Genomic DNA, 25,605 nt, shown 5'->3' on the forward strand with positions numbered 1-25,605 from the left:
TCGAAAATTTAAAAAGTTTAAATATTAATCGTACTCAATACGGGGTACAAGAAGACAATTTTTTATGAGTATACCTCAAGCGTTTACAGAAACGATTACTCTTGCAGACGGCAGAGAAATTACTATTGAAACGGGGAAGCTGGCAAAACAGGCAGACGGATCCGTAGTCGTAAAATGTGGCGGAACAATGCTTTTAGCGACTGTTGTTGCCAATAAAGAAGCCAATCCCGGTGTGGATTTTTTACCGTTAACGGTAGATTACAGAGAAAAATTTTATGCAGGAGGAAGAATTCCGGGAAACTTTTTCCGAAGAGAAGCAAGACCTTCTGATCAGGAGATTTTAACGATGCGTCTGGTAGACAGGGTGCTGCGTCCGCTTTTCCCTGAAGATTTCCACGCGGAAGTTCAGGTAATGATTTCACTTATTTCTTACGACGGGAAAACCATTCCTGATGATCTGGCAGGTTTGGCGGCTTCTGCAGCCATTGCCATTACCGATATTCCTTTCAACGGACCGATGTCTGAAGTAAGAGTGGTAAGATTTGACGGCCAGCTGGCTATTAACCCAAGTTATGAGCAGCTGAAAGATTCTGAGCTGGATATCATGGTGGGAGCTACTAAAGATTCTATCGTAATGGTAGAAGGAGAGATGAAAGAAATTTCCGAGCAGGAAATGCTGGAAGCCATTATCTTCGCACACGCTGAAATCAAAAAACAAATTGAAGCTCAGGAAAGATTAGCTGAAAAAGTAGGTAAGGCTTTCCCTAAAAGAGAATATTCCCACGAAGTTCATGAGGAGGCTATCCGTGAAAAAGTGTGGAAAGAGTGCTACGACAAAGTATATGAAGTAGCAAAAACACCTTCTGCAAAAGAAGAAAGACACGAAAAATTCAAGGCTGTTCTTGATGAATTCCTGGCTCAGTACGTGGATAATCCTGAAGAGCTGGAAAGAGTAACACCTTTCGCCAAAATATATTACCACGATGTAGAAAAAGAGGCTATGCGCCAGATGATCCTTGAAGACAATATCCGTCTTGACGGCCGTGATCCGCAAACGATCCGTCCGATCTGGTCTGAAATTGACTATCTTCCGGGAGCACACGGTTCTGCGATCTTTACAAGAGGAGAAACCCAGTCTTTAACAGCGGTAACCTTAGGTTCTGTAAAAGATGCCAACATGGTAGACAGTGTAATTTCTCAGCACGATGAGAAATTCTTCCTTCATTATAACTTCCCTCCATTCTCAACAGGAGAAGCAAGACCTTTAAGAGGAACTTCAAGAAGAGAGGTAGGACACGGAAACTTAGCTCAGAGAGCACTGCAGGCTGTAATTCCTGAAGAAAACCCATATACCATCAGAATTGTTTCCGATATTCTTGAATCCAACGGTTCGTCTTCCATGGCAACGGTTTGTGCAGGAACATTGGCATTGATGGATGCAGGGGTGCAGATTACAAAACCTGTTTCCGGGATTGCAATGGGATTGATCACGGATACGAAATCCGGTAAATTTACCGTACTTTCTGATATCTTAGGAGATGAGGATCACCTGGGAGATATGGACTTTAAAGTAACCGGAACTGCAGACGGTATCACGGCCTGCCAGATGGATATCAAAATCCAGGGACTTTCTATGGACATCATGGAAAAAGCGTTGATGCAGGCAAGAGACGGAAGATTACACATCTTAAATAAAATAACGGAAACAATTGCTGAACCGAGAGCCGACGTAAAACCTCACGCTCCGAAAATGGTGGTAATGGAAATTCCGAAAGACTTCATCGGTGCGGTAATCGGGCCTGGTGGAAAAATCATTCAGCAGATGCAGAAAGATACGGATACGGTGATCGCGATTGAAGAGATCGGAGAAATCGGACGTATTGAAATTGCGGGTACTGACAGAGAGAAGATCAATGCTGCTGTGGCGAAAATCAATGAGATCACTTTTGTACCGGTTGTAGGACAGGTATATAACGGAAAAGTTGTTAAGATCATGGATTTTGGTGCCTTCGTAGCGATCGCAAAAGGAACGGAAGGACTTCTTCACATCTCGGAAATCGAGTGGGCTCGTCTTGATAAAGTACCTTACAAAGAAGGAGATGAAGTGGAAGTAAAGTTTATGGGTTATGACGACCGTAAGAAAATGAAGCTTTCCAGAAAAGTTCTTTTGCCAAGACCACCAAGACCTGAGAAAAAGGAAGGTGAGCAAAGAGGTCCTAGACCGGAAGGTCAGAACAGACCTGACAGACCGGCGAGACCAGAAGGCAACAGAAGACCAGAGGGCGAAGGCGAGAAACCTGCCGGAGATCAGAATCCTTCTAACGAAGCTTAAGATTATCATCATCGATTATATGAAACCACCGAATTCCGGTGGTTTTTTGTTTGGGTAAGGTTGGGAACACGCATTGCAAATCCGCGCGATCTGCGTCTATGTATTGTATCGTTGAGATTTACAGAGATTGGACCCCTTCGGAGTCCCGCTGTTTCGTACTGTTATTTTTCTACACAGCTGCTGTTCCTACGGAAGTTGTATACTACTTTTATTGATGCCGGATTAATGGATCATACAGGCATGAAAATATAATTTACAGTTGCAAAAATATTGTTTACAGGAGCAGGAATATAAGTTGCAGGCTGAAGAATATTATTTACAGGCAGAAGAATATACATTGCAGGTGTGATATTATGGTTTGCAGGCAAAAGAATATGGTTTGCAGGCGCAAAAATATAATTTGCAGGCGGCAGAATATAAAAATATCCTGACCGAATATTCGATCAGGATGATTTAAATCAAATTATAGATTGTTGTAGAATGAATTTTTGGTTTACTGGCTTTTACTGATTCGAAACGACAGTAAATTTAATACCTGAAACCGTCAGATATTCCGGGGAAGTGGCACCGTAAAGGCTCTTCATATATTTTTTAACGTTCAGGGCAATGGAGTAGAGGCCGGTTCCTTCCGTATACAATATTTTATCTCTTTCTATCAGTTTAAGATTCAGCTCCGCCTCGGTTTGGTCTACTGCCTGTGTTGCGCTTACCAGCTCGCTTTTATAAGTGTTGAGGCTGGTTAATTTTAATTCATCTTCCTGGGGGGCATACGCCGAAATGGTTGTTAAGAGCTGCAATAGGACCCCGAAATTATCGGCCTTTTGGGTGAAAGACTGCCTGGAGGAAGAAATAGTTTTTGGGGCTTCCTTTCCTGTTTCGGTTGTTTTGACAGATTTCTTTGTGGTTCCCTGGATAGAACGGTTCAATGATTTTGCCTGGTCTATGGTCCCTTGTGGTAATCCGAGGATTTCCAGTCGGTTCACAATGCGGGTACAGGTTGCTTTCAGGTTCTCAAAAGCTTCCTGACGTAAGGCGATGGCATTTTTGTTGGCATTCCGCTTATCTTCCACTTCGCTTATTTTGGCTGTTGCCGTATTGTACAGTGCCTGAAGGCTGGCTACGGTAAGCTCCGGAACCGGCGGATTGTACAAACCGTACACGCAAACCTGCTGGATGAGCTTTTGGAGGTTGGCGACATTTCGGGCATGGCCGACTTCGCTCGCGGTTTTTGGATTGTTTTTCTCGGGTTCAGGATTGCCCTGCAATTCGGGATTTGTTTCCATATGCATTTGTGTTTTAAGTTAGTGGAACAAATATAAAATTTATTTTAAAGGGAAGAAATTTTGGAGGAAAGTATTTGGGTGTTATTATTTTATGTTAAGTTATATAAACGGCGTGCTTATGCCAACTGTTAATTAGCTTCATTGTCCTCCCATTCATATTTTTGCTCCACCGTGAATCTTTGATTGTTTTTCACATGAGCTCCCATGCCGGAAGGAATGCTGTTGGTGGCTTTTGCGAAAATTTTATTCATCCTTTCTTCCTTAGCTGCCACATAATCCTTTAAGCTGATTTTATCTTTATTCAGGAACTGCGGTTTATAAACAATTTTATTCTGATCGTCTGTATCAACTGATTCTGCTTTCCAGATTTCGTGATCCATATTGTCGGGTCTTATTTCTAATATTAACCCCGGCAATCCATAAAATTTAAAAGGGCCTGCGGAATAAGGAAGTTTTTTGGTAAAATATGCCGTAACATTTGTTCCTCTGAATACTCCTGTCGCCTTATAACAGGTGTAACTGGCTATTTTCTTCGTTTGCTTTTCATCAACAGCCCAGTTTATTTTAGGAACCTTATCATAAATAAAAAAACCTCTCCCATCAATGGAAGAAGTAAAAAAGAAGTGTTTTTCGGTATCATTATTTAAGTCGGAAACGAAATATTCTTTTGACGGTTTTCTTCCATTATCCAGATTGACTGCCATTGTCCAGTCTCCGGTCAGCTTATTTTGAACAATAACAGAATCCTGGATTGATAATACCTGATTGTCCTTTATATACAAATCCTCATGCGTTGTTGTGAATGAAGATAATACTTTAAGATAGCGTACATGAATTTGCTGAGAAAAGACAAATGAAGAAGCGAGGAGTACTATTAGTAGAATTGTGTTTTTCATAAAGATGGATTCAGATTTTATAGGATTATTAATATAAGATATAATTTAAATGATACAAAGATTCCTTGGACTAATTTATTAGCTATTTGTCTCCAAAAATAAGCACCTGCAAAAGCAGGTGCTATAAACTAATTATAACCATTGTGAATTATAATTATTTGACTGCTTCTTCCCATTCAAAGCTTTTCTCAACATCAAACCTTATATTCATAACTTTGCCGGTACTTCCAGCTACCTGAGCATTATTCATAAAACTGGTAGCCTTTTCATCCTTTATTTGAATGTAATCTTTTACTTGTATTTTAGTAAAATCATCAAATTTTGGATTAAAGTCTATTGGAGTACTGTCATTTATGTCAATTTTAATAGCCTTCCATAAATCATAATTTTTTCCATCTACTCTAATATCAAGAATTGCTCCCGGAAGACCATAAAATTTAAACGGACCTATTGAAAATGGAATTTCTTTTGTAAAATAGGCTGTCATTGGTGAACCTCTGAAAGTGGTAGTGGCCTTAATGCATTCATATCCAAGAATCTTTTTAGTACTCTTTTTATCTATTGACCATGCTATTACAGGAACTTTATCATGAATGAAAAAGTCTCCAACATTTTCCAGGTATTGCGTATAGAAAAAATCCCTATTTTGTTCAAGAGAATTTAATTTGGAAATAAAATAAAAGTCTTTTTTAATTTTGCTTTTTTCACCATCGTTGAACATAATATTTCCGTCTTGCTTTGATATGACATTCAATCCGTCAGTATAAAGATCTTCATACACATTTGCAATAGGTGAACGAACGTTTAAATATTTTATATGAACTCTATTAATTTGAGAATATAATATTCCGCAAATTGAGATAAAAAAAATAGAAAGAGACTTAATCATTTTATTAATTTGCACTATTATTCATCTGTTGTACTCTGTAACCCTGTGCTCTTAAATTAGCTATTACACCAGACTGATAAGCCATACAGGAAGTTAAGTTTGGCTGATCGGATGTGTACATCTGCTGTCCAGTAATTTGACCCATGCTGTTGTAAAAAGTAACAGTAACGCCACATAATTGAAAAGCTACTGTTGCTCTTTTACCCTTGACTGTTTTTGATTCAACTACTCCTTTTGCGCTTACTAAGCCTGCAACTCCTAAAGCTGCAATTAAAATAATTTTTTTCATTGTGAATGTTTTTTAAATTCATCGCTAAAATAAAAAATAATTCATATCATGGATGAATTATTTTTTTATGTTAAGTCGCAGTTTTGCTGTGTTTTTGATATAGAAGTAAACCATAGCATTGTAAAAATTCTTTGTTCCTCGGAATGGCAAAGTGCAAGATGTTTACGGCTGAATTTTCATTGTTTCAATATACTTAATGTTGAAATAAAGTTTAACAACACATATATGTCCCCCAACTCTGTTTTCAAATCTTATTTGAAGAATCAATACTTGTTTATACACACTGTAAACAAGGTTTTAGGCCAAAAACAAATTGAGATCCAATTCATTAATAGGAAGTTTGGATGTTTTTTCGTATCTTTGTATGATAATAAAAGGAAACAACCTTTCTCTGTAACAGTTTAGATTTCTATTTTCAATCGGTTTTTTTTGCTTTTACAGCTGACAGATTTTAATACTATTTCATTTTAAGCGCTTATTTAAGGCATAATCAGAGATCTTATTCAAACTTTTTATTTCTTTTCCTGCAACGGAAAAATGTATTCATGTAACAACTAAATTTTATAATAATATATGGCGGATTCTTTTTCTAAAAAAGAAAATTTCAAAAAGAAAGTTCAAAAACAAAAGGAAAAAGCTCTTAAACGTGAAGAGCGTAAATCGAGCAACAACAAAGGTAAAAGTCTTGACGAGATGTTTATGTATGTAGACGCAAACGGTCAATTGACTTCAACTCCACCGGATCAGGGGGAAAAAGCTGAGATCAACATTGATGACATCCAGTTGGGTGCAGCTCCTATTGAGGCGGAGGAACTCAGAAAAACAGGAATCGTTACTTTTTTAAGCGAAAAAGGATATGGTTTTATCACGGAAGACAAAACGAAGGAAAATATTTTCTTCCACAGTAACAACTGTGCAGAACCTGTGAAAAAAGGAAACAAAGTTTCTTACGAGAAAGAAAAATCACCGAAAGGATTTTCCGCAGCGGAAATTCAGCTGGTGAAATAAAATTACCCGGAAGCTTTTTCCGGTGTACCGAATAAATTTTTAAATTTGTCGAAATTCAACCTATGAATTTCGACTTTTTTGATTTTTTAGACCTGTGTGGTAATGCGCTTAACCTGTTTAATGGTGGTTCTTCAGACCCAATTCATTATGATCTGCCTGATAAGAAGAAAAGAAAATATGTCTTTGAAAAGATAAGCGCAGTATTGTATCTTATTTCAGCTGTTCTTTTCTTTTTTGTTTTTAGAAATCCTACTGTTTCAGGAAATTATATCCAGTCCGTTGCTATAGCTTCGGTTTTAGGCTTTGCTGTTTCGGTGGTTATTTTCTTTGTGCTGTATCTTTTTGGGAAGTATTATTTTAAAAGTGTTTTTCAGTGGCTGTTTTTCAGTCTTTCGGTAGCTATACTGTGTGTATCTGTATTTCTGTGGATTTATTTTAAATCAGGAATATTCTGATTGTTTAATTGGGAATCTTAATTATTGGCTTAGAGATTCTTCGCTGCTCTCAGAATGACAAAAATAAATAGTTGACTTTTGAGACGGTACTATTAATATTATCTTACCAGTGACGGAGCAAAACCGTATTGTTTTTTAAAGGCATAAGAGAAATGCGAAAGATCTTCAAAGCCAACTTCCATAAAAACATCCGACGGTTTTTTACTTTTTTCAGAAAGATGATAAAATGCAAGTTCCAGCCGTTTCTGGGTAAGCCACCGTTGCGGTGTTACCTGAAAAACCTTTCTGAAATCCCTGTTAAAGGTAGACAGGCTTCTTCCTGTTAAATACCCGAATCTCTCCAGCGGCATATTGAACATGTAATTTTTTTCCATAAAGTCCACCAGATCGATTTTTCCGGGTTCTTCAAAATTACCGAGAATGGAATCAATAGTTTTATCGATTGCCCTTAAAATACTTATGGCTTCCGTAATTTTTAATGCTGCAATATTTTCGGGAAAAGATTCCGTAAGGTCGAAATAGGGAATGAGTGATGCGAGACAGCTTTCCAATAAAGGATGTTTTTCAAAACTACGAATGGTCGTTTTTTCAGATGAATCTTTTTTCGGCGTTTCAATATTAGAATAGAAATCCTTCAGCCGTTCTGTGGTGAGGTGCATGACTACCGCTTTGTGCGGAAGTCCGTTTTTTGGATAATTGATGATGGTGGCCAGATGATTTCTGGGAATCAGGAAAATGTCACCGGCTTTGAAAAGATACGATTTGTCTGCCTGAATGATTTTTGTTTCCCCTGAGATAAACCAGACCAGCATGTGAAATTCAAAAACCGTTTCTGTTTTGAAGAGTTTGTCGTCATACGTTGAAAGCTTGATATCCGGAGTGATGTATTTAATTTGAAAATCCATAGGTAAACATTTTCCTGGGTAAATTTAATTAAAAGAATTATTCCGCTTCGAATTTTATACCGGTCATCTCTTCGCTGAGGATCCAGAGCTTTTCTGCCAAATTCAAATCTATGGAGTAGGGTTGAACTCCCCTGATTGTTGATGGGTCGCCATATCTGTGTTCAATTTGTCCGCGATCAATTTCAGCGATGTCACAGTTTTCACAATACACGCCACCGATATCTTTAAGTTCCGGACTTGTAGCACACCAAATTGTTGTGGCAGCTCCTTGCGGAATGGTTTTTAATTGAGCCTGAACTTCAGGTTTTATTTTCCCGTCTGCATCATGAGTTCCCATCTGGATATACAGATCGATGGGCTCTTCTCTTCCCAGATCTGTGCCGTATACTGAACCGGGATGTACAGCATAGGCACGGACATTGAATTTTTTTGCTCTTTCATCAAGAGCCACTGCAAAAAGATTGCTGGCTGTTTTCGATTGCCCGTAACCCAGCAGTGTTTCATAGGTCCTGTGCTCGAAATTGGGATCATTAAAGTCAAATGGCGACATCTGGTGCCCGTAAGATGAAACATTGATTACTCTTGCTCCGTCTGTATTTTTCAGGCTTTCCCATAATGCTGCAGTAAGATGGAACTGCCCCAGGTAATTTGTTGCCAGTTGCGATTCGATTCCTCGGCTGTCCCTTCTCAAAGGAACCCACATAATGCCGGCGTTATTGATCAGCAGATCCAGTTTTCTGCCGGAACTTAAAAACCGGTCTGCAAAATTACTGATAGACTGCGGATCCATTAAGTCCAGTTTTTCAATTTCGATATTGTTTAAGCCTGAAAGATTTTTTCCTGCTTTTTCAAGATCTCTCGCGGGTACAATGACGTAGGCTCCGGCTTCTGTGAGTGTTTTTACTGTTTCAAGTCCGATTCCGGCATAACCTCCCGTTACAATTGCCGTTTTTCCGGATAAATTAATTCCGCTGATTACTTCTTCTGCTGTTGATTGTGCATTAAATCCCGAATTGATAGGACGTTGTGATTTACTAAGTCTCATTTTTAAATATTTTTATTAATTGAGGCAAAGGTAGATTAGACAGTTTTTTTTCGTTTTGTTTAAAATGCCAATTTATTTTGTTTAAAATTTCACAGTATCAGAAAAGTGTCTTCTAATATCCTGATCTAATTCTGTTAAATCCTGTTTTCGAGTTATAAATTATCATAAATGCGTTGCGCATTCCTTCATGAATAAGTAATTTTGAAAAATTTTCAGATTTGAGTCCTACCATTTCCATAGTTGTTGCTATTTTTAACCGTAAAGATGAGCTTTTTGAGCTCCTCACTTCCCTCACTTCCCAAACCGATAAAGACTTTGAAATAATCATTGTGGATGATGGCTCATTGGTGGATCTCCGTCCTGTGATTCAAAATTTTGAAAGCTTTTTGGCAATAAAATACTTCAGGAAAGATAATTCCGGCCCGGGACTTTCGAGAAATTACGGGGCGAGGAGAGCTGCCAATGAATGGCTGGTTTTTGTAGACAGTGACGTTATTGTAGAAAAAGATTATATTGAAAATATCAAAAAGGATATTGTTGAAATTCCGTGTGATGCTTTCGGCGGGGCAGATAAGGCGCATAAAGGTTTTAACCTGATGCAGAAAGCGATTTCCTATTCCATGACTTCCGTTTTTACCACCGGCGGAATCAGAGGAAATAAAAAAGCGGTATCGAAGTTCCAGCCGAGAAGCTTTAATATGGGAGTAAAAAAAGAAGTTTTTGAAAAAGTAGGCGGTTTCTCTGAAATGCGGATAGGAGAGGATCCGGATCTTTCCATGACACTTTGGGAAATCGGATATACCACTGCTTTTTTCGATAATATTGCTGTTTATCACAAGAGAAGGGTAGACTTCGGGAAATTCTCAAAGCAGGTGTATCAGTTCGGTTGCGCAAGGCCCATCCTGAATCAGCGGCACCCGAATTATGTGAAAATATCATTTGCTTTTCCTACTTTGTTTCTATTGGGTTACATTATGGGCTTCCTGGAATATTTTATTATGGGAAAAGGAATTATCCTTGCCTTTTACGGTCTGTATACTTTTATGGTTCTCTTTCATGCATTATTTGTCACCAAAAATATCAGTATTGCCGGAATGGCGGTAATATCCACTTATATTCAGATGTTTTCTTATGGTTACGGATTTTTAAAATCATGGATATTGTTAAATGTTTTCAGGATGAAGCCGGAGGAAGCGTTCCCGAAACATTTTCATAAAAATTAATTTAAATTATTTTATAAACGTACACATTGTCATTCGGGAGAATCTCAGCAACAATTTTTATATTAAAATGCTTTACTTTAAAATATGTAAATTTTAAAATTTTGTAGGCTTTGTCTTTCAACCTTAATCATCCGTCTTTTGTTGTTTAATATTTTCAAACTCTTGATTTTTCTCCCGCAGATTCCACAGATTTTGCAGATATATGGTCTAATTTTCATTTAATGCATTAAGTTTCTCATCTTAGAAGGTATCTCAGCAATGCATTTCAAAAACTATGTCTGGGTGCTTTTAAGATAACAGTAAAGCATTAAACTTTATTAAAAAATAAAAGCTGTTGAGTGAACAACAGCTTTTTGAAAGGAAATTAAGATGTAAATATGGTTTCATGGTTGAGAACGCCTGTTTTGAGCATGCATTCCCGCATCTTTTCGTAAGTTCTTTCGATATCATGATCGAGACCGATGGAAAAACGGATCAGGCCATCTGAGATTCCCATTTCGGCACGTTCTTCCTCCGGAATTTCAGAAGAAGTTGAGCTTCCCGAACATGAGAATAAAGTTTTATAAAATCCAAGGCTTACCGCAAGATATCCCAGGTTTTCATGCTGCATCATTTCCATCAGTTCGTTGGCTTTTTCGGTAGTTCCTGCATCTACTGTCAGCAGCCCTCCAAAACCATATTCTTCATGCATCATGCTTTTCATTAATTCATGGTTTTTGTGGGATTTCAATCCGGGATATGAAACTTTCAATCCGTCATTTTCAAATCTTTTAGCAAGATACTTGGCATTGTGGCTGTGCTGTTTCATCCTGATGTGAAGGGTTCTGAGGTTTTTCAGAATACTTGCAGAACGCAGGCTGTCCATGGTAGGTCCCAACAACATGCATGCTCCGGCATTCACATTTTTGGTGTCGTTAATGAATTCCTGGGTTCCACAGTATACACCGCCCACCGTATCGCTGCTTCCGTTAATGAATTTCGTAAGAGAATGAATCACAATATCCGCTCCCAGTAATGAAGGGGAGATGGAAAGTGGTGAGAAGGTGTTATCAACAATAAGTTTCAGGCTGTGCTTTTTACAGATTTCCGATAATTTTCTCAGGTCAGCAACCTCAAGGAGGGGATTGCTTACACTTTCACAGTATATAATCTTTGTGTTCGGCTTTATAGCTTTTTCAATAGAATCAAAATTATTGATGTCTAAGAATGTGGTTTCAATATTAAATGGCGGAAGAAAATTTTTCATGAAAGCATAGGTTCCTCCGTAAATTGTTCTGCTGGAAATAATATGGTCTCCGCTTTTACATACCTGTAATAAAACCGAAGTAATGGCGCCCATACCTGAAGCGGTAACATTGGCTGCTTCCGTATTTTCCATTTTGGCAAGGGCCTGGGAAAGATACAGATTCATAGGAGAAGAATGCCTTGAATACAGATAACAGCCTTCCGCATTTCCCTCAAATGTATCAAACATTGTTTTTGCGGAGAGGAAGGTATAGGTAGAACTGTCTGAAATGGATGGGTTTACCCCGCCAAATTCACCGAAATACTGTAAATCCTGAATTTCATTTGCCGCGTTAAAATCTTTCATAACTATTTAATTTTTTTCCGATGCTAAAATGAAAGTATTCCTTCTTTTTTACAAGGTAAAATTGATTTTACAGTATATAAATCTATTAAATATCAATCTGATAGAAATAAAGTTTATTATATTTGATAAATGTAAATTTTTAACAAAAAAATATCTATGGCACTGGATAATACGGATAAAAAATTGCTCCTTTATTTACAGGAAGATTCAAAGCAGACCACCAAAGAGCTGTCCTACAAGCTGGGGTTGTCTGTAACCGCTGTTTATGAACGCATCAGGAAACTGGAAAATACAGGAGTTATTTCCAAATATGTCGCTATTCTCAACCGCCATAAAATCGACCGCGATTTTATTGTTTTGTGCCATGTAAAATTAACCCAGCATAAAAAGGAATATGTATTGCAGTTTGAAAGGGAAATCATGAACCTGGATGAAGTTACAGAATGTTTCCACGTAAGCGGAGACTATGATTATATTCTGAAAATCGCAGTAAAGGATATGGAAGATTACCGGAATTTCATGCTTTCCAAACTTACCACATTACAGCATATTGCAAGCACCCACAGCTCTTTTATGATCTCTGAAGTGAAAAATACAACGGCGATTGTTCTGTGAATATAATATTTGAAGCTATTCCCGCTTTCCGCACTCGCTATTTTTTTGGTATTGGCGCGGCGGCGAAGCCGCCGCGCCAATACCAAAAAAATGAGCTCAGACAAAGCTGCAATCGGGGCTAGGCCGCAGTTTGTTACTTCAATAATAGTTTTAGATTATACCAGAACACCATTTTTAGAAGCAATCGGATCAGGAAGTTCGGTATCACCTGTCATTTGCAGCAGGTCGATTTCTATCGTCCTGCAGATGGACAGCATCGGAATGTCAAACATCAATCCTTCAAAAGGATTTTCAGAATAATCACCTACCAGTTCCATAATGATGTAAATCCATCCAATTGTAATGCAAAAAGGAATTGAGGCCCAGACGCCCCAGTCTCCCAGTTTGGCAAATTCGCTTACCAGACCTAGCGGAAGCAGCATGATGAAAATAACGTTAAATACAAAAGCGGTGCTGGCAAACTGTCTTGGCAACGGGAATTTCTTGATTCTCTCAGCCTGTCCCTGTAACGTATAAAATTCGTTCAGGCAGTCCTGAAGCTGCATGTGATTAAATCCTGAAATGGCACCCATATTCTTTAATTCGTTAATATCTTTCGATTGTTGTGCGATAAGATGGGTTGCAAAATTCTTGTAGTCAGACTGAATTGCTGCCTCATCTTCGGATAGATATTTATTAAGGAATATCGGAGTTCTTCCATAATCTGGAAAACCTGCTTTAATTAAACGATTACGTTTCTGATCTACACTTTTTAGCTGGTCTTCTTCCACTTTAATATGTTCCCATTCTGTAGGAATCAAAAGCTGTTCGCGCAATTGATAGAGCCACGCAATGTGTCGGTACACTATTTTTTTCCGTCGGTCTTTAAGATCGAACTTTCCGATTTCATCGTTTCCCGTGTCAAATGCAGAGACCATGGAGCCAAGCATACGGCTCGAATTTACAATTCCGCCCCATATTTTCCTGGCTTCCCACAATCTGTCGTAGGCCTGATTGTTTTTAAAACCAACCAGAAAAGCTTCTGCCGTACCGATCAATGCTACCGGAACCCAGGGAATGATCATCCAATGCCAATTGAAAAAATGAAAAAGAATGGCAATCAAAGTACACCAAATGGAAATCATAATAAGATGAAATCCCGATAAATTGAGAACCTGCCTGTAATTGACATATTTTGTAGTGATCATAAACGATATGCTTTTTTTAAAGATTATTAAAAGTAACAAAAAGCATACAAAAAAGCCCCTAAAAATTTTTAGAGGCTCAATTTTATTTTTATTGTAAATTAATATTTCAGCATTTCTTCAATTTTGGCGCTCAGCTTTTCAGCGTTTGGCAACATTTCTTTTTCCAGCACAAGGTTAATAGGAACTGCCGGAACGTCAAGCGATCCCATCGTTTCTACCGGAGCATCAAGATACCTGAAACAGTTTTTGGAAATTCTGTGTGCAAAAGCTTCCGCAAAAGAGTTGTTAAGCTGCTCTTCCGTTAAAACGATACATTTTCCGTGCACTTTTACTCTTTCAAAAATCAATTCTTCATCAAGAGGAATCAATGTTCTTAAATCGATAACTTCCACTTTTCCGCCGAAATTTTTCGCTGCTTCTTTAGCCCAGTAAACCCCCATTCCGTAAGTAACAACCAGTAAAGTTCTGCCTTTTTCCGTTTCATCTTTAGCGGCTTCAATAATTACTTTTCCTTTACCAAAAGGTAAAATATAATCTTCCGCCGGCTCTATTGTTTTTGCATCTTCCGTTCCAGGAACTTTACTCCAGTAAAGACCTTTATGTTCCAACATAATTACCGGATTCGGATCGTAATAGGCCGCTTTCAGTAAACCTTTAAAATCTGCCGCATTGCTTGGATAAGCGATTTTTATTCCTTTAATGTTGGCAAGAATACTTTCTACGCTTCCGCTGTGGTATGGTCCGCCGCCGCCATAAGCGCCGATCGGTACACGGATGATATTGCTGACCGGGAATTTTCCCTGGCTCAGATAGTTCGATTTTGAGATTTCCGTGATCAATTGGTTGATTCCCGGATAGATATAATCGGCAAACTGAACTTCAACGATCGGTTTCAGGCCAACCGCACTCATTCCGGTAGTGGAACCAATGATATAAGCTTCCTGGATAGCAGTATTAAAAACCCTTTTACTGCCGAATTTTTTTCCTAATGTTACCGTCTCACGGAAGACACCACCGATTCTTTCTCCAACATCTTGTCCGTATAGCAAAGCTTCCGGATGTTTCCACATCAATTCCTGAATAGCATGTATGGCAGCATCTACCATTACAATCTTTTCACCACCTGCAGGCTCACGTGTTCCTGTTTCTTCCGTAATCGGAGTCGGTGCGAACACATGCTGCATTACCGTTTCAGGTTTCGGATCCTCGGCATTTTTTGCTCTGTCGAAGGCTTCTTCGGCTTCAAGACGGGCTTTTTTGGTAATTTGTTTTAATAATTCTTCATCAACACCCGAATCCAGCAACTGGTTTCTAAGGATTTCTCCCGGATCTTTAGCTCTGTGTTTTGCCAGATCTTCTTCATCTCTGTAAAATTCTCTTCGTACTCCGGAAGTATGATGGCCGATAAGGACAGTTTTTGCACAGACAACCAAAGGTTTTCTCTCATTACGCACAAAATCAACCGCTTTTTTCATGACTTCAAAACTTTCAATGAAATCGGTACCATCCACTCTCATTCTGCTAAGGCCTGTGAAACCTGCTACAAAATCGTAAGCGTCACAGGTTCTTGCTTCATCTTTGGTTACAGAAATTCCCCATTCGTTATCCTGTACCAGGAAAATAATCGGAAGCTGATGTAATGCTGAAAATTGAAGCGCTTCACTCACTTCGCCTTCCGTAACGGAGTTGTCTCCGAGGCTGCATACAACAACAGGGTTGTTTTCAAACTGCTGCAGATTAAAGTCCTGAATATATTTTATACCTTGTGCCACTCCTGCTGTAGGAATGGTCTGCATTCCGGTTGCGGAGCTCTGATGAATGATTTTAGGCTTGTTTTCGTCCCTGCTAGAAGGATGGGAATAATAAGATCTTCCTCCTGAAAAAGGATCTTCGGCTTTAGCCAGCAATTGCAGCATCAGCTGATAGGGTTCGAAACCTATTCCTAAAAGAATACTTTCATCTCTGTAATAAGGGGATACCCAGTCTTCTTTTTTTAATTGATAAGCAGTAGCCAGCTGAATCGCTTCGTGACCTCTTGAAGTGCTATGAACATATTTGGTAACATTTCTGTTTTCTTCGTAAATGTCTGCCATTGCCTTGGCAAGCATCATATGATTATATGCTTTTAGCAGAATCTCCTGTGAAACTTTCTCGTGAAGTGTATTTTCCATAGAAAGCAAAGATAAACAAAAAAACAAAACACTAACAAGTGTTAGTGTTTTGAGCGTTTTAAATAAAAATAATGATAATGTTATTCTTTAATTACTTTTTTAGAAACAGTATCCTTCTCTGTTTTAACTTCTATAATATATACTCCTTTGATATAAGGTGTCAGGTCAATGGTTTCTTCCTCATTTTTGAAAATTCCGGTCTGAAGTTTTTTTCCGGAAAGATCATAAACATTATAAACGGATTTCTTAGGGGCTTTTAAAACTTTTACGAAATCTTTTGTAAGCGTTGGCGCTATTACCATTCCGTTGTTTTTTATAAGGTCATTGGTTGACAATGAAGATTGTGTTTGCCCGGTTACCATAATGGAATAGTTCTGTGAAGACGTACTTCCGGAATCGTTGACTAATGTACCTTTGTTTGTGATTTCAATTCTGTAGCTTCTGCCCGCAACGGGATTGTCAATGACTACCTGCTCCACATTATCCACCGTGTTGTCTGCTTTTGACGCAGGTGTTAAAGGACTGTTGGCGTTAAGCTTCCAGGGATAATAAACGGTATTCGTAGTAAGATCTATAATTCTCAAATCCAGATCATTAATTAATTTTGATGATCTGTTGTTGTAAACATCAGATACAAACTGATAATTGGGTTCATACTGAGGATCTATCCAGCTAATGGTGGCTTTTAATGGTTCACCTCCGCTCGCTATTATGGTTTTGCTGTTTTTAACACCGCTATTTAAAGTTTCATTATTAAAAATTACGGTATTATTGGCTTTTCCTAACAGTAATTCTGCTCCTTTTTTAGCATCAATAAAGCCCCATCCGAACCATGGGTCCGGTCCTATATTTCCAGCTTCTGAAGCGGAGTGAACGGTAAGTACTTTCGCTGAAGCAGCATCAAGTAATGCATTATTGAACAGCTGCTTGTAAATTTGGGTCCATAATCCTATAATTCCTGTAACAACGGGTGCTGAAAAAGAAGTTCCGCTTCCTTCTGCCCAAAGAGAGCTCCCCGAAGCTGAGCTAGCGGCATACAAAACGTCCGTTCCTACAGTAGAGATATCCGGTTTTATTCCACCATCATCTCTGGGACCGGCGCTGCTATAGTCAGAGTATATAACATCAGCTGGACTGGTATATCGGAAATTATTGGATGTAATAATGTCTGTAGCTCCCACAACAATAATATTTTTTGCCAATGATCCGGGGCCTATACAGTCGTAGCCCTGTGAACAATTATTCGGTGGGGGAGTATCGTTGCTTCCAAATGCGGCCTGGCCGTTCGAAGTGCTGTAATATTTAGGAATTGTTGCTGAACCTCCATTCGGACCCATACCGAATGAATTTCCTGCAGATTTTACAATAATGAAAGAAGGGTTATTGTAGACCAGAGCGTCATAATTGTAATCATTGTCATCATAAGTTCCCTGAAAATCGTAAAATGTATTACCGCTTTTAGAACCGTTGTAAACATAATATAAATTTCCGTTGCTGTCATAATCTTCATCCCAACCGGCATTAATACCATAAGAATGATTGGAAATATTGGGAGATGCAATAATAATTTTTTCAAAAACATTACTGCTGGAACTGTTGCCTGGCAAAGTGGTTGTTGCGAACATATAGCTGTCCATCGTAGAATTAATGGCAACTCCTTTTGTGTTTCCTACAACACCGCTACTATTGGATAAAGTAACACTTTTTCCTCCTATAAAGCTTCCTACACCTGTAGAGTGATCAGAATAAATCTGGGAACTTGCCTCCTTATTGCTTATTCTTCCGGGCGCATTATTGAAAGCTGTATGTGCTCCGTAAATTCTTCCGCCGTCGAAGATGGTATATTTGATGTTTTCACCATTGAAAGCTCCTGTCAGTCCTGTTACGTTGCCGGCTGTATTCAGTAAATCAGAATTTGAATTGGATAGCTGCCTGGTGTCCTGTTCCTGTAAAAAGTAAGGAATATCAAAATGAAAACCTCCAAGCCGTGATTTCAGAGAATCTATTTTTTTCTTAGTGACTGCGTCCGGACTTTTCCCGTAGACTTTTTCAGCATACCGATCAAACTTTTTCTCATTCTGAATCTTTTGCTGTTCAAATTCTCTTCTTAAAACTTCATTGTTTTTCTGTGAGTATACCAATACACCCAATAATGTACTTAATACAATTAGATTTTTCCTCATGCCGCTAGTGATTATATAAATATCGATAACAAATGTAAATAAGATTCATGATTTTTCATTAAATGTTGTTTATGCTATAATGAATATTAATTGAATTTTAATGATTCTTAAATTTTTAATAATGTGTATTTAATGCTATTTAATTTAGTATGAACTGATGATTATTTAATAGGCTTAAAGTTTACAGGAAATCAAAAAATGAAGTAACTTTACATTCTCTTTTTAAATAAAAGCTAGAAGATTACATGTATTTAGTTTTTGACACAGAAACCACAGGTTTACCAAAGAATTTCAATGCTCCGCTTTCAGACTCAGACAACTGGCCAAGAATGGTTCAGATTGCATGGCAGCTGCATGATGATGATGGGACACTTATTGAAAATCAGGATTATATCATAAAACCGGAAGGGTACGATATTCCCTTCAACGCCGCGAGAATTCACGGTATTACTACGAAGATTGCCAATGAAGAAGGTCGTGATCTTACTGAAATTTTAAATGAATTCTCTAAAGTTTTAGAAAAAGTAAGAGTCGTTTCCGGACACAACGTAGAGTTTGATTATAACATTGTAGGAGCAGAATTTTACCGTAAAAATATTAAAGACAACCTTCAGGAAAAACCTAGAGCCGATACCATGGTTCTGGGTACAGATTTCTGTCAGCTCGGCGGCGGCCGCGGTGGCAGATTTAAGCCTCCAAAACTGGAAGAGTTGTACGAAAAGCTGTACGGGCACAAGTTTGATGAAGCTCACAATGCTGCTGCAGACGTAAATGCAACCGCTCAGGTTTTCTTCGAAATGATGAGAATCGGGGTTATTCCTGCGGAAGTTTTAAAGATTTCTGAAGATCAGCTTACATATTTTAAAACGCTTTATCCCGACCCGATCAAACCTTTCAATATTGTTATCAGAAGGCAGGTTGCGGATTTCCATAATAAAAAGAAACAGCAGGATTTTGGAAGTATTGATGAAATTGATCTGGGAAAATATTTCAATTTTGATAATCACAGTGTTTTTTCAACATTATCGGCGACTTCCAGCATTAATGATCTGATCAAAAAGGCAACTGATGATAATTTCCCGGCCGTCGGAATGGTAGATCTGGGAAATATGATGGGTGCTTTCAAATTTGTTTCCGCGGTGGAAGGAGCAAATTCAGATCGTGCTAAAAAGCATAAGGAATATTTAGCAAAAAAACAGGAAGCGGAAGAGAAAGGCGAAGCTTTTAATGAAGCTGAACCTGTGTCAGAGCCGTTAATTCCTGTTGTAGGCTGTGAGTTTTATATCTCTGAACGTTATGAACAGAAGCAGTTTACCAAAGATGATCCCGACCGAAGAACACAGGTTGTCCTTTTGGCAAAAGATTTTAACGGATATAAAAACCTGGCAAAACTTTCCAGTATCGGTTTCCTGAAAGGATTTTATTTTGGAGTTCCAAGAGTAAGCCGCGAGCTGATTGCACAATATAAAGAAGGAGTTATCGCTTTAACTTCAGGTATTCATGGAGATATTCCTGATGCTATATTAAATACCGGGGAACAAAAAGGAGAAGAACTTTTCAAATGGTGGAAAGATACCTTTGAAGATGATTTTTATGTTCAGATTCAGAATCATAAGCTGCCAGAAGAAGAGCATTTAAATGATGTTCTCCTTCATTTTGCCGATAAATATAATGTTAAAATTTTAGCACAGAACGAAACGTTTTACACGAATAGAGACGATTCCAATATTCAGGATATTGTCAGCTGCATCAAGGATGGTGAAAAGTTGTCAACGCCCGTTGGTAAAGGTTTTGGTAAAAGAAGAGGTCTTGCTACCGGAGAATATTACATTAAAAATTCAGATGAGATCAAGGAAGCATTTCTTGCTTATCCTGATGCTTTTGATGCGTATGAAGAATTTACTGCGAAGTTCAAACCTTATACCCTTAAAAGAGATGTTTTGCTTCCGAAATTTGATATCCCTCAGGAATTTGTTCATGCGGAAGATGAGGTTGACGGAGGAAAACGTGGAGAGATGGCTTATCTTACCTATTTAACGTATGAAGGCGCTAAAAATAGATATAAAGACACGGGAATCACAGACGAAATTAAAGAGCGTCTTGATTTCGAGCTTGAAGTAATCGCTAATACGGGTTATCCGGGTTATTTCCTCATCGTACAGGATTTTTGTAATGAAGCCCGGAAAATGGGAGTTTGGGTAGGGCCGGGCAGGGGTTCTGCTGCAGGATCTGCTGTAGCATACTGCATCGGAATTACCAATGTGGATCCTATTAAATATGATCTCCTTTTTGAGAGATTCCTTAACCCTGAAAGGGTTTCCATGCCGGATATTGATATTGACTTTGATGATGAAGGCCGTGACCGGATTATTAAATGGGTAATCGATAAGTACGGACAGAGCCAGGTAGCGCAGATTATTACGTACTCTGTTCTGGGTGGTAAATCTGCTATTAAAGATGCAGGAAGAGTACTGGATGTTCCGATTCCTGATACGAATAATATTGCCAAACTGATTCCTTCCACGCCAGGGATGAATATAGCAAAAGCCTTGGCGAAATATGATAAGCTAAAACCGGAAGAACAGATGCTTGTTGATGAGATGAGGCTGGTTTTAGACAGTCCTTCTGATCCTCGTCATGACGTGCTTGCAAGTGCGAAAAAAATGGAAGGATGTATCCGGAATACAGGAATCCATGCCTGTGGGGTGATCATTACGCCGGAGGATGTCAGTAATCTTGTTCCGGTGACCATTGCAGCGAAGGATGCGGATATTCTGGTTTCTCAGTTTGATAACTCGGTGGCGGAAAGTGCAGGCCTGCTTAAAATGGACTTCCTGGGTCTGAGAACGCTGACGATCATTAAAGATGCTCTTAAACTCGTTAAAGAGAGACACGGAGTTGATATTGATCCCGACGAAATTCCGTTGGATGATAATAAAACTTATCAATTGTTTAAAGAAGGACGAACTATCGGTATTTTTCAGTATGAAAGCCCCGGGATGCAAAAGTACATGAGAGAGCTTAAACCAACGGTTTTTGCTGACCTCATTGCGATGAATGCTTTGTACCGTCCGGGTCCGATAAAATATATTCCGAACTTTATCAACAGGAAACATGGCATTGAAGAAATTGTTTACGATTTACCCGAAACTGAAGAATATTTAAAGGAAACTTACGGAATTACCGTTTATCAGGAGCAGGTAATGCTTTTATCACAAAAATTGGCCAACTTTACGAAAGGTGAAGCTGATACCCTGAGAAAAGCAATGGGTAAAAAGCAGATAGACGTTCTTAATAAGATGTATCCGAAATTCATCGAAGGCGGAAGAAAAAACAATCTTGATGAAGAAAGATTAGAAAAAATCTGGAACGACTGGAAAGCTTTTGCTGAATATGCCTTTAATAAATCACACTCTACCTGTTATGCGTTTATTGCTTATCAGACAGCGTTTTTGAAAGCCAATTATCCGGCGGAATATATGGCAAGTGTAATGAGCAACAACATTAATAATACCGACTCGATTACCATGTTCATGGAAGATTGTAAAAGTATGGGTGTTGATGTATTGGGTCCGGATGTTAATGAATCTCAGTATAAATTTTCGGTAAACGAAAAAGGACAGATCCGTTTCGGATTAGGTGCGATTAAAGGTATTGGTGAAGGGCCGAGTGAAGCTATTACAAGGGAAAGAGCAAATGGAAGATTCAAAAATATTTATGATTTCTTTGAAAGAATTCTTCCTTCGCAGATGAATAAAAGAGTGGCGGAAAGTTTGGTGTTGGCGGGAGCTTTTGATGAGCTGGATTCTTTCCACCGGGGCCAGTATTTCGATATAGATATGGCCGGGAGAACCAATCTGGAAAGACTGATCAGATACGGACAAAGTTTTCAGGAGAGTAAAAATGAGATGGAAAATTCTCTTTTTGCAGATTTTGCGGAAGAAGTTCAGATCGAACAGCCCAAACTGCCGCCCTGCCCGGAATGGCCGAATATGCATAAGCTGAACAAAGAAAAGGAAATTATAGGATTCTATCTTTCCGCACATCCTCTGGATGAGTTCAGGTATCAATACCAGTTTATGCAGGGACAGCTTTCTAAAAAGGCTGTTTTGGAAAAAGAGGAAGAAGTAAAACTGGTAGTTGATGAAGCTCCTATCCTTGAGCAGGATGCTCCTGAAGATGTGGCTGAGCTTATAGAAATTGTTTCCGATGATATTGTTGCAGGCGAGGAGGAAGAGATTATTGAAGAAGTTACGAAAAAGGCAGAGCCAAAAGGAGTTTTTCATTTTCTTAATCTGGATGAGGTAGATGCTTATAAAGAACAAGCCTTTGCCGGCAAGCAGGAAGAATTGTTTGAAGAGAAGAAGAAAGACTGGAAAACGATCCAGAAAGAAAGAGAAAATGGCGGAGGTGGTAAAGAATATACGGTCGCGGGACTGATTACTGAATATCGTGTGCAGGATGGTTTCAGAAGCGGTGAAAAGGTTGCTTTTGTTACCCTTGAAGATTATTCTGGGTCCTATTCTTTCCGGCTCGGAGACAGGGATTATATGCGTTTGAAAGAAAAGCTGGAAGTTCAGCGTTTTGTGATCTTTAAGATTAAATTTGCACAGGTAAAAGACGGAAGGGTTTTTGTGAATGTAAACGAGGTGATTGAACTTCAGGAAGCATTTGAACGGTTTGCCAAAAGCATTTCTCTGGTCATGGATGTGATGGATTTCAGGCCTGAAGATCTTACTTTTTTCAGAAGTGTTCTGGAACGTAACCAGGGAGATCAGAAACTGAAATTCTATATCAAAAATACCGAAGATGATCGGGAAGAGCATATTGAAGTTCAGTCGATGAAGCATTCGGTACATCTCAGTGGAGAACTGATTAAGGAAATTCAGCTGCTTAGCAAATATGAATTTTATCTGAATTAAATATTTAAAATATTATAAAAAGCGCGGCCTTCAGGCCGCGCTGTTGTTTTGTAAATACTTGGCTGATTCTTAAAAAAATGATACCACATTTAAATTATGTTTTATTCACTATATTTTGAATTTATTTACGTTTTCTGTAATTTAAATCATTTATTTTTATTTAAATTTAAAATAAATTAGCAAAAATTTACATTAAATATTTTTTATTTGCTATTTTTAAAATCTAATTTAAAAGAATCTTTATGAGAAAACTTTACACGAGTCCGTGGCAATGGTGTCTTGGCTTAAAAAAAACGGGAATTATTGCCCTTGCATTCTTTGGAGCTGTACAGACGATGAATGCGCAGGTGAATAACTATGTATTTGCTCAGACTACAGGCACATTCAATAGTATTGCTTCTTCAGGTACGGTTGTTTCCGGGAGTGAGGCTACAACATCAACTACTAATGATACAGCAGGCTGGCCGGTTACTATTCCTTTTAATTTTAATTTTAACGGGGTAGATTATACCTCAATATTTGTCAATTCAAATGGAGGGGCAACATTTGGTGCTACTACCAGTACTGCCAGTTCTTTAATATCTTCAACTACCGGATTTTCTGGAGCTGTAAGTGTTATGAACAGAGATTTGTGGGGTGTATTTATTACTTCCGGAGTTACCACAAGCGGATCTGATATCATTACCAATGTGGCTTCTTTTAAAGGTATTGAAATAGGAAAACAGCTCAATAATGTCAATGGAATTCCTTCGGGAGCCACTGTAACGGCTTTTGATGAAACTGCCGGAACCATTACCATGTCTGCTCCTGCAACATCCAGCTCTTCGTCTGCTGTAGTACGTTATGGATCAGGTAAGATTTTTACCGCTGTTGAAGGAGTTGCTCCAAACAGAGTTTTTGTTATTGAATGGATCGGATATAATGATTACAGTACAGCGGTAACCGGAAGTAATCATCTTAATTTTCAGTTAAGGCTTGCTGAAACTTCTAACCGTATTTCGATAGTTTACGGGCCGGGTTATAATATCAACACGACATCAAGAACCAATCAGGTTGGTTTGAGAGGGGCTTCAAATGCTGATTTTAATAACAGGTCCGGTGCGGCAGGCAGTCCGTGGGATTCTACAACAGCAGGAACTACCAACAGCGCAAGTGTTGCTAGAGATAATACGAGTTTTCCTGTTCCGGGATTAACATTTAACTGGGCGCCGCCAACATGCATAGTTCCTACAGGTTTAACGGTTCCTTTAGCAACGGTAACCACTAATGGAGCTGTAGTATCATGGACTCCGCCTTCAGCACTTCCGGGTAGTGGTTACGAAGTATATTACAGTACGTCAAATACTGCGCCTACATCAAGTACGGTTTTGGATGCATCAAATTCTGTCACTTCAACAACGGCTTCGGCATCAATTGGTGGCTTGCTTCCTGCTACAACCTATTACGTATGGGTAAGATCGGTGTGCTCAGGATCGGATAAGAGTGTTTGGTCTACAGTATCTTCATTTGCAACGTCATGTCAGCCTCCTGCTATCATAAACGTAAATGGGGCAACTGTTTGTGGGGCTTCAGGTTCGGCTACCATATCGGCTACGGCAGATTCAGGTGCTATTGTTACATGGTATGATGCTGCTACTGGAGGAAATGTCTTAAGTACCGGGAATTCTTACACAACACCTGTGATTTCAGCAAATACTACATATTATGTATCGGCAAAAACCGGGACTAATCCCCCAAGTGCAGGATTGGCAAATGCGATATCTACGAGTGGGTATACTTTAGAGGCGGGATTGTTTTTTGATGCTACTTCCAGTTTTACAATCAATGGGGTATATGTTTATCCTATAGGCACAGGCGCGGGAACGGTTGTCATCGCTTTACAGGATGGAAATGTTAGTCCGGCAGTTACCTTGCAGACTGTTACGGTAAATCTTACAGGTACAACAGCTCCTTATGTAAAAACGTTTGTTCCTCTGAATTTTTCCGTAACACCGGGAAGCAATTATAAATTAATGATGATGAGCAGAACGGGAGGGGTTAGCAGTTTGGTAAGAGAATCGGGAGCATCTTGGGGAGCATATCCGCTTTCCGTTCCGGGTGTAATGACGATCACCAATGGTAATTGTTGTTCAGGTAATACCACTTCTACTTCATATTATTATTTTTATGATTGGCAATTAACTGCTGGTTGTGAGAGTGCAAGACAGCCGGTTAATGTAATCGTAAACTCTTCTTGCCTTGGAACTTCAGAAACTTCAGCCTTAAAAGATGGTATTAAGGTGTTTCCGAATCCTTTCTCTGATGTGCTGAATATTTCAGAGGTCGATAATGTAAAATCGGTTTCTGTTACGGATCTTTCCGGAAGATTGATAAAGACAATTGAAAAGCCCGGATCTGAGCTTAATTTAGCCGATTTAAAATCAGGAATGTACATGATTACGCTGTACTTAAAAGATGGAACTCAAAAAACAGTAAAATCAATTAAAAAATAATAGCATCATCATAAATTAAATAGCGGCCATTTTTGGCCGTTATTTTTTTTGATAAATGCAGAGGTTGGGATTGATTTAATATGTATTTGAATTTTATATTATTAATAATCAATTATATA

18 protein-coding genes are annotated in these 25,605 nt (G+C 38.7%); 7 read left to right on the plus strand and 11 right to left on the minus strand.

All coding sequences use genetic code 11. The features are described 5' to 3' along the window. Positions 1 to 64: 64 nt before the first annotated feature. Positions 65 to 2,332 carry a polyribonucleotide nucleotidyltransferase gene (locus U9K52_RS02040; protein ID WP_263603774.1) on the plus strand — a complete coding sequence of 756 codons (2,268 nt, stop codon included), beginning with the start codon at positions 65 to 67 and terminating at the stop codon, positions 2,330 to 2,332. Positions 2,333 to 2,562: 230 nt separating this feature from the next. On the opposite strand, the gene U9K52_RS02045 is transcribed toward U9K52_RS02040, so the two are convergent. From U9K52_RS02045 to U9K52_RS02065, 5 genes are all read right to left on the minus strand, one after another. Beyond that, the gene (locus U9K52_RS02045) at positions 2,563 to 2,700 is read right to left on the minus strand and encodes a hypothetical protein (RefSeq protein WP_263603773.1); all 138 of its coding nucleotides are present in this window, start codon (positions 2,698 to 2,700) and stop codon (positions 2,563 to 2,565) included. A gap of 135 nt (positions 2,701 to 2,835) precedes the next feature. After that, entirely contained in the window at positions 2,836 to 3,615 is a 780-nt protein-coding gene (locus U9K52_RS02050) for a hypothetical protein (RefSeq protein WP_322924953.1), read from the minus strand. Positions 3,616 to 3,743: 128 nt separating this feature from the next. Beyond that, positions 3,744 to 4,511 (minus strand): GLPGLI family protein, encoded by a 768-nt coding sequence (locus U9K52_RS02055; RefSeq protein WP_322924955.1) that lies wholly within the window; start codon positions 4,509 to 4,511, stop codon positions 3,744 to 3,746. A 154-nt stretch (positions 4,512 to 4,665) separates the two neighbouring features. Then, entirely contained in the window at positions 4,666 to 5,400 is a 735-nt protein-coding gene (locus U9K52_RS02060; protein ID WP_322924957.1) for a GLPGLI family protein, read from the minus strand. A 4-nt stretch (positions 5,401 to 5,404) separates the two neighbouring features. Next, positions 5,405 to 5,689, minus strand: a complete 285-nt coding sequence (locus U9K52_RS02065; RefSeq protein ID WP_322924959.1) for a hypothetical protein — start codon at positions 5,687 to 5,689, stop codon at positions 5,405 to 5,407. Between the two features lie 573 nt (positions 5,690 to 6,262). Here U9K52_RS02065 and U9K52_RS02070 point away from each other — a divergent pair. Both U9K52_RS02070 and U9K52_RS02075 read left to right on the plus strand, forming a co-directional pair. Next, complete coding sequence (locus U9K52_RS02070) at positions 6,263 to 6,697, plus strand: cold shock domain-containing protein (protein WP_072886276.1); 435 nt, start codon at positions 6,263 to 6,265, stop codon at positions 6,695 to 6,697. A 62-nt stretch (positions 6,698 to 6,759) separates the two neighbouring features. Next, the gene (locus U9K52_RS02075; RefSeq protein ID WP_322924962.1) at positions 6,760 to 7,152 is read left to right on the plus strand and encodes a hypothetical protein; all 393 of its coding nucleotides are present in this window, start codon (positions 6,760 to 6,762) and stop codon (positions 7,150 to 7,152) included. 98 nt (positions 7,153 to 7,250) lie between these two features. Here U9K52_RS02075 and U9K52_RS02080 read toward each other — a convergent pair whose 3' ends face one another. After that, positions 7,251 to 8,057, minus strand: a complete 807-nt coding sequence (locus U9K52_RS02080; protein WP_248391923.1) for a helix-turn-helix domain-containing protein — start codon at positions 8,055 to 8,057, stop codon at positions 7,251 to 7,253. A 37-nt stretch (positions 8,058 to 8,094) separates the two neighbouring features. Further along, complete coding sequence (locus U9K52_RS02085) at positions 8,095 to 9,102, minus strand: SDR family NAD(P)-dependent oxidoreductase (protein ID WP_263603767.1); 1,008 nt, start codon at positions 9,100 to 9,102, stop codon at positions 8,095 to 8,097. A gap of 218 nt (positions 9,103 to 9,320) precedes the next feature. Here U9K52_RS02085 and U9K52_RS02090 point away from each other — a divergent pair, with 218 nt between their 5' ends. Then, entirely contained in the window at positions 9,321 to 10,325 is a 1,005-nt protein-coding gene (locus U9K52_RS02090; RefSeq protein ID WP_322924966.1) for a glycosyltransferase, read from the plus strand. A gap of 364 nt (positions 10,326 to 10,689) precedes the next feature. Here the strand turns inward: U9K52_RS02090 and U9K52_RS02095 are convergent, their stop codons facing one another. Then, a complete protein-coding gene (locus U9K52_RS02095) occupies positions 10,690 to 11,916 on the minus strand; it encodes an aminotransferase class I/II-fold pyridoxal phosphate-dependent enzyme (RefSeq protein ID WP_322924968.1) in 1,227 nt (408 codons plus the stop codon). Between the two features lie 156 nt (positions 11,917 to 12,072). Here U9K52_RS02095 and U9K52_RS02100 point away from each other — a divergent pair, with 156 nt between their 5' ends. Then, a complete protein-coding gene (locus tag U9K52_RS02100) occupies positions 12,073 to 12,531 on the plus strand; it encodes an Lrp/AsnC family transcriptional regulator (protein WP_312173963.1) in 459 nt (152 codons plus the stop codon). A gap of 155 nt (positions 12,532 to 12,686) precedes the next feature. Here the strand turns inward: U9K52_RS02100 and U9K52_RS02105 are convergent, their stop codons facing one another. The 3 genes from U9K52_RS02105 to U9K52_RS02115 all read right to left on the minus strand — a co-directional run bounded on the left by U9K52_RS02105 (position 12,687) and on the right by U9K52_RS02115 (position 18,072). After that, a complete protein-coding gene (locus U9K52_RS02105; protein WP_322924971.1) occupies positions 12,687 to 13,718 on the minus strand; it encodes a bestrophin family protein in 1,032 nt (343 codons plus the stop codon). 98 nt (positions 13,719 to 13,816) lie between these two features. Continuing rightward, positions 13,817 to 15,889 carry an alpha-ketoacid dehydrogenase subunit alpha/beta gene (locus tag U9K52_RS02110; protein ID WP_322924973.1) on the minus strand — a complete coding sequence of 691 codons (2,073 nt, stop codon included), beginning with the start codon at positions 15,887 to 15,889 and terminating at the stop codon, positions 13,817 to 13,819. Positions 15,890 to 15,969: 80 nt separating this feature from the next. Continuing rightward, a complete protein-coding gene (locus U9K52_RS02115; protein WP_322924975.1) occupies positions 15,970 to 18,072 on the minus strand; it encodes a S8 family peptidase in 2,103 nt (700 codons plus the stop codon). Between the two features lie 245 nt (positions 18,073 to 18,317). On the opposite strand from U9K52_RS02115, the gene dnaE reads away from it, so the two are divergent. Continuing rightward, on the plus strand, positions 18,318 to 22,994 hold the full coding sequence (gene dnaE, locus U9K52_RS02120; RefSeq protein ID WP_322924977.1) for a DNA polymerase III subunit alpha: 4,677 nt from the start codon (positions 18,318 to 18,320) through the stop codon (positions 22,992 to 22,994). 242 nt (positions 22,995 to 23,236) lie between these two features. Further along, positions 23,237 to 25,486, plus strand: coding sequence for a T9SS type A sorting domain-containing protein (locus tag U9K52_RS02125; RefSeq protein WP_322924979.1), 2,250 nt, complete (start codon positions 23,237 to 23,239; stop codon positions 25,484 to 25,486). Positions 25,487 to 25,605: the final 119 nt, after the last annotated feature.

Source organism: Chryseobacterium sp. MHB01 (assembly GCF_034651565.1).
Taxonomy (GTDB): Bacteria; Bacteroidota; Bacteroidia; order Flavobacteriales; family Weeksellaceae; genus Chryseobacterium; species Chryseobacterium nepalense.

What these genes read in the sequence shown, in the direction of transcription:
- U9K52_RS02040 (WP_263603774.1), top strand. Translation starts at nt 65, where the DNA reads ATGAGTATACCTCAAGCGTTTACAGAAACGATTACTCTTGCAGACGGC.
- U9K52_RS02050 (WP_322924953.1), bottom strand. Translation starts at nt 3,615, where the DNA reads ATGGAAACAAATCCCGAATTGCAGGGCAATCCTGAACCCGAGAAAAAC.
- U9K52_RS02055 (WP_322924955.1), bottom strand. Translation starts at nt 4,511, where the DNA reads ATGAAAAACACAATTCTACTAATAGTACTCCTCGCTTCTTCATTTGTC.
- U9K52_RS02060 (WP_322924957.1), bottom strand. Translation starts at nt 5,400, where the DNA reads ATGATTAAGTCTCTTTCTATTTTTTTTATCTCAATTTGCGGAATATTA.
- U9K52_RS02065 (WP_322924959.1), bottom strand. Translation starts at nt 5,689, where the DNA reads ATGAAAAAAATTATTTTAATTGCAGCTTTAGGAGTTGCAGGCTTAGTA.
- U9K52_RS02070 (WP_072886276.1), top strand. Translation starts at nt 6,263, where the DNA reads ATGGCGGATTCTTTTTCTAAAAAAGAAAATTTCAAAAAGAAAGTTCAA.
- U9K52_RS02075 (WP_322924962.1), top strand. Translation starts at nt 6,760, where the DNA reads ATGAATTTCGACTTTTTTGATTTTTTAGACCTGTGTGGTAATGCGCTT.
- U9K52_RS02080 (WP_248391923.1), bottom strand. Translation starts at nt 8,057, where the DNA reads ATGGATTTTCAAATTAAATACATCACTCCGGATATCAAGCTTTCAACG.
- U9K52_RS02085 (WP_263603767.1), bottom strand. Translation starts at nt 9,102, where the DNA reads ATGAGACTTAGTAAATCACAACGTCCTATCAATTCGGGATTTAATGCA.
- U9K52_RS02095 (WP_322924968.1), bottom strand. Translation starts at nt 11,916, where the DNA reads ATGAAAGATTTTAACGCGGCAAATGAAATTCAGGATTTACAGTATTTC.
- U9K52_RS02100 (WP_312173963.1), top strand. Translation starts at nt 12,073, where the DNA reads ATGGCACTGGATAATACGGATAAAAAATTGCTCCTTTATTTACAGGAA.
- U9K52_RS02105 (WP_322924971.1), bottom strand. Translation starts at nt 13,718, where the DNA reads ATGATCACTACAAAATATGTCAATTACAGGCAGGTTCTCAATTTATCG.
- U9K52_RS02110 (WP_322924973.1), bottom strand. Translation starts at nt 15,889, where the DNA reads ATGGAAAATACACTTCACGAGAAAGTTTCACAGGAGATTCTGCTAAAA.
- U9K52_RS02115 (WP_322924975.1), bottom strand. Translation starts at nt 18,072, where the DNA reads ATGAGGAAAAATCTAATTGTATTAAGTACATTATTGGGTGTATTGGTA.
- dnaE (WP_322924977.1), top strand. Translation starts at nt 18,318, where the DNA reads ATGTATTTAGTTTTTGACACAGAAACCACAGGTTTACCAAAGAATTTC.
- U9K52_RS02125 (WP_322924979.1), top strand. Translation starts at nt 23,237, where the DNA reads ATGAGAAAACTTTACACGAGTCCGTGGCAATGGTGTCTTGGCTTAAAA.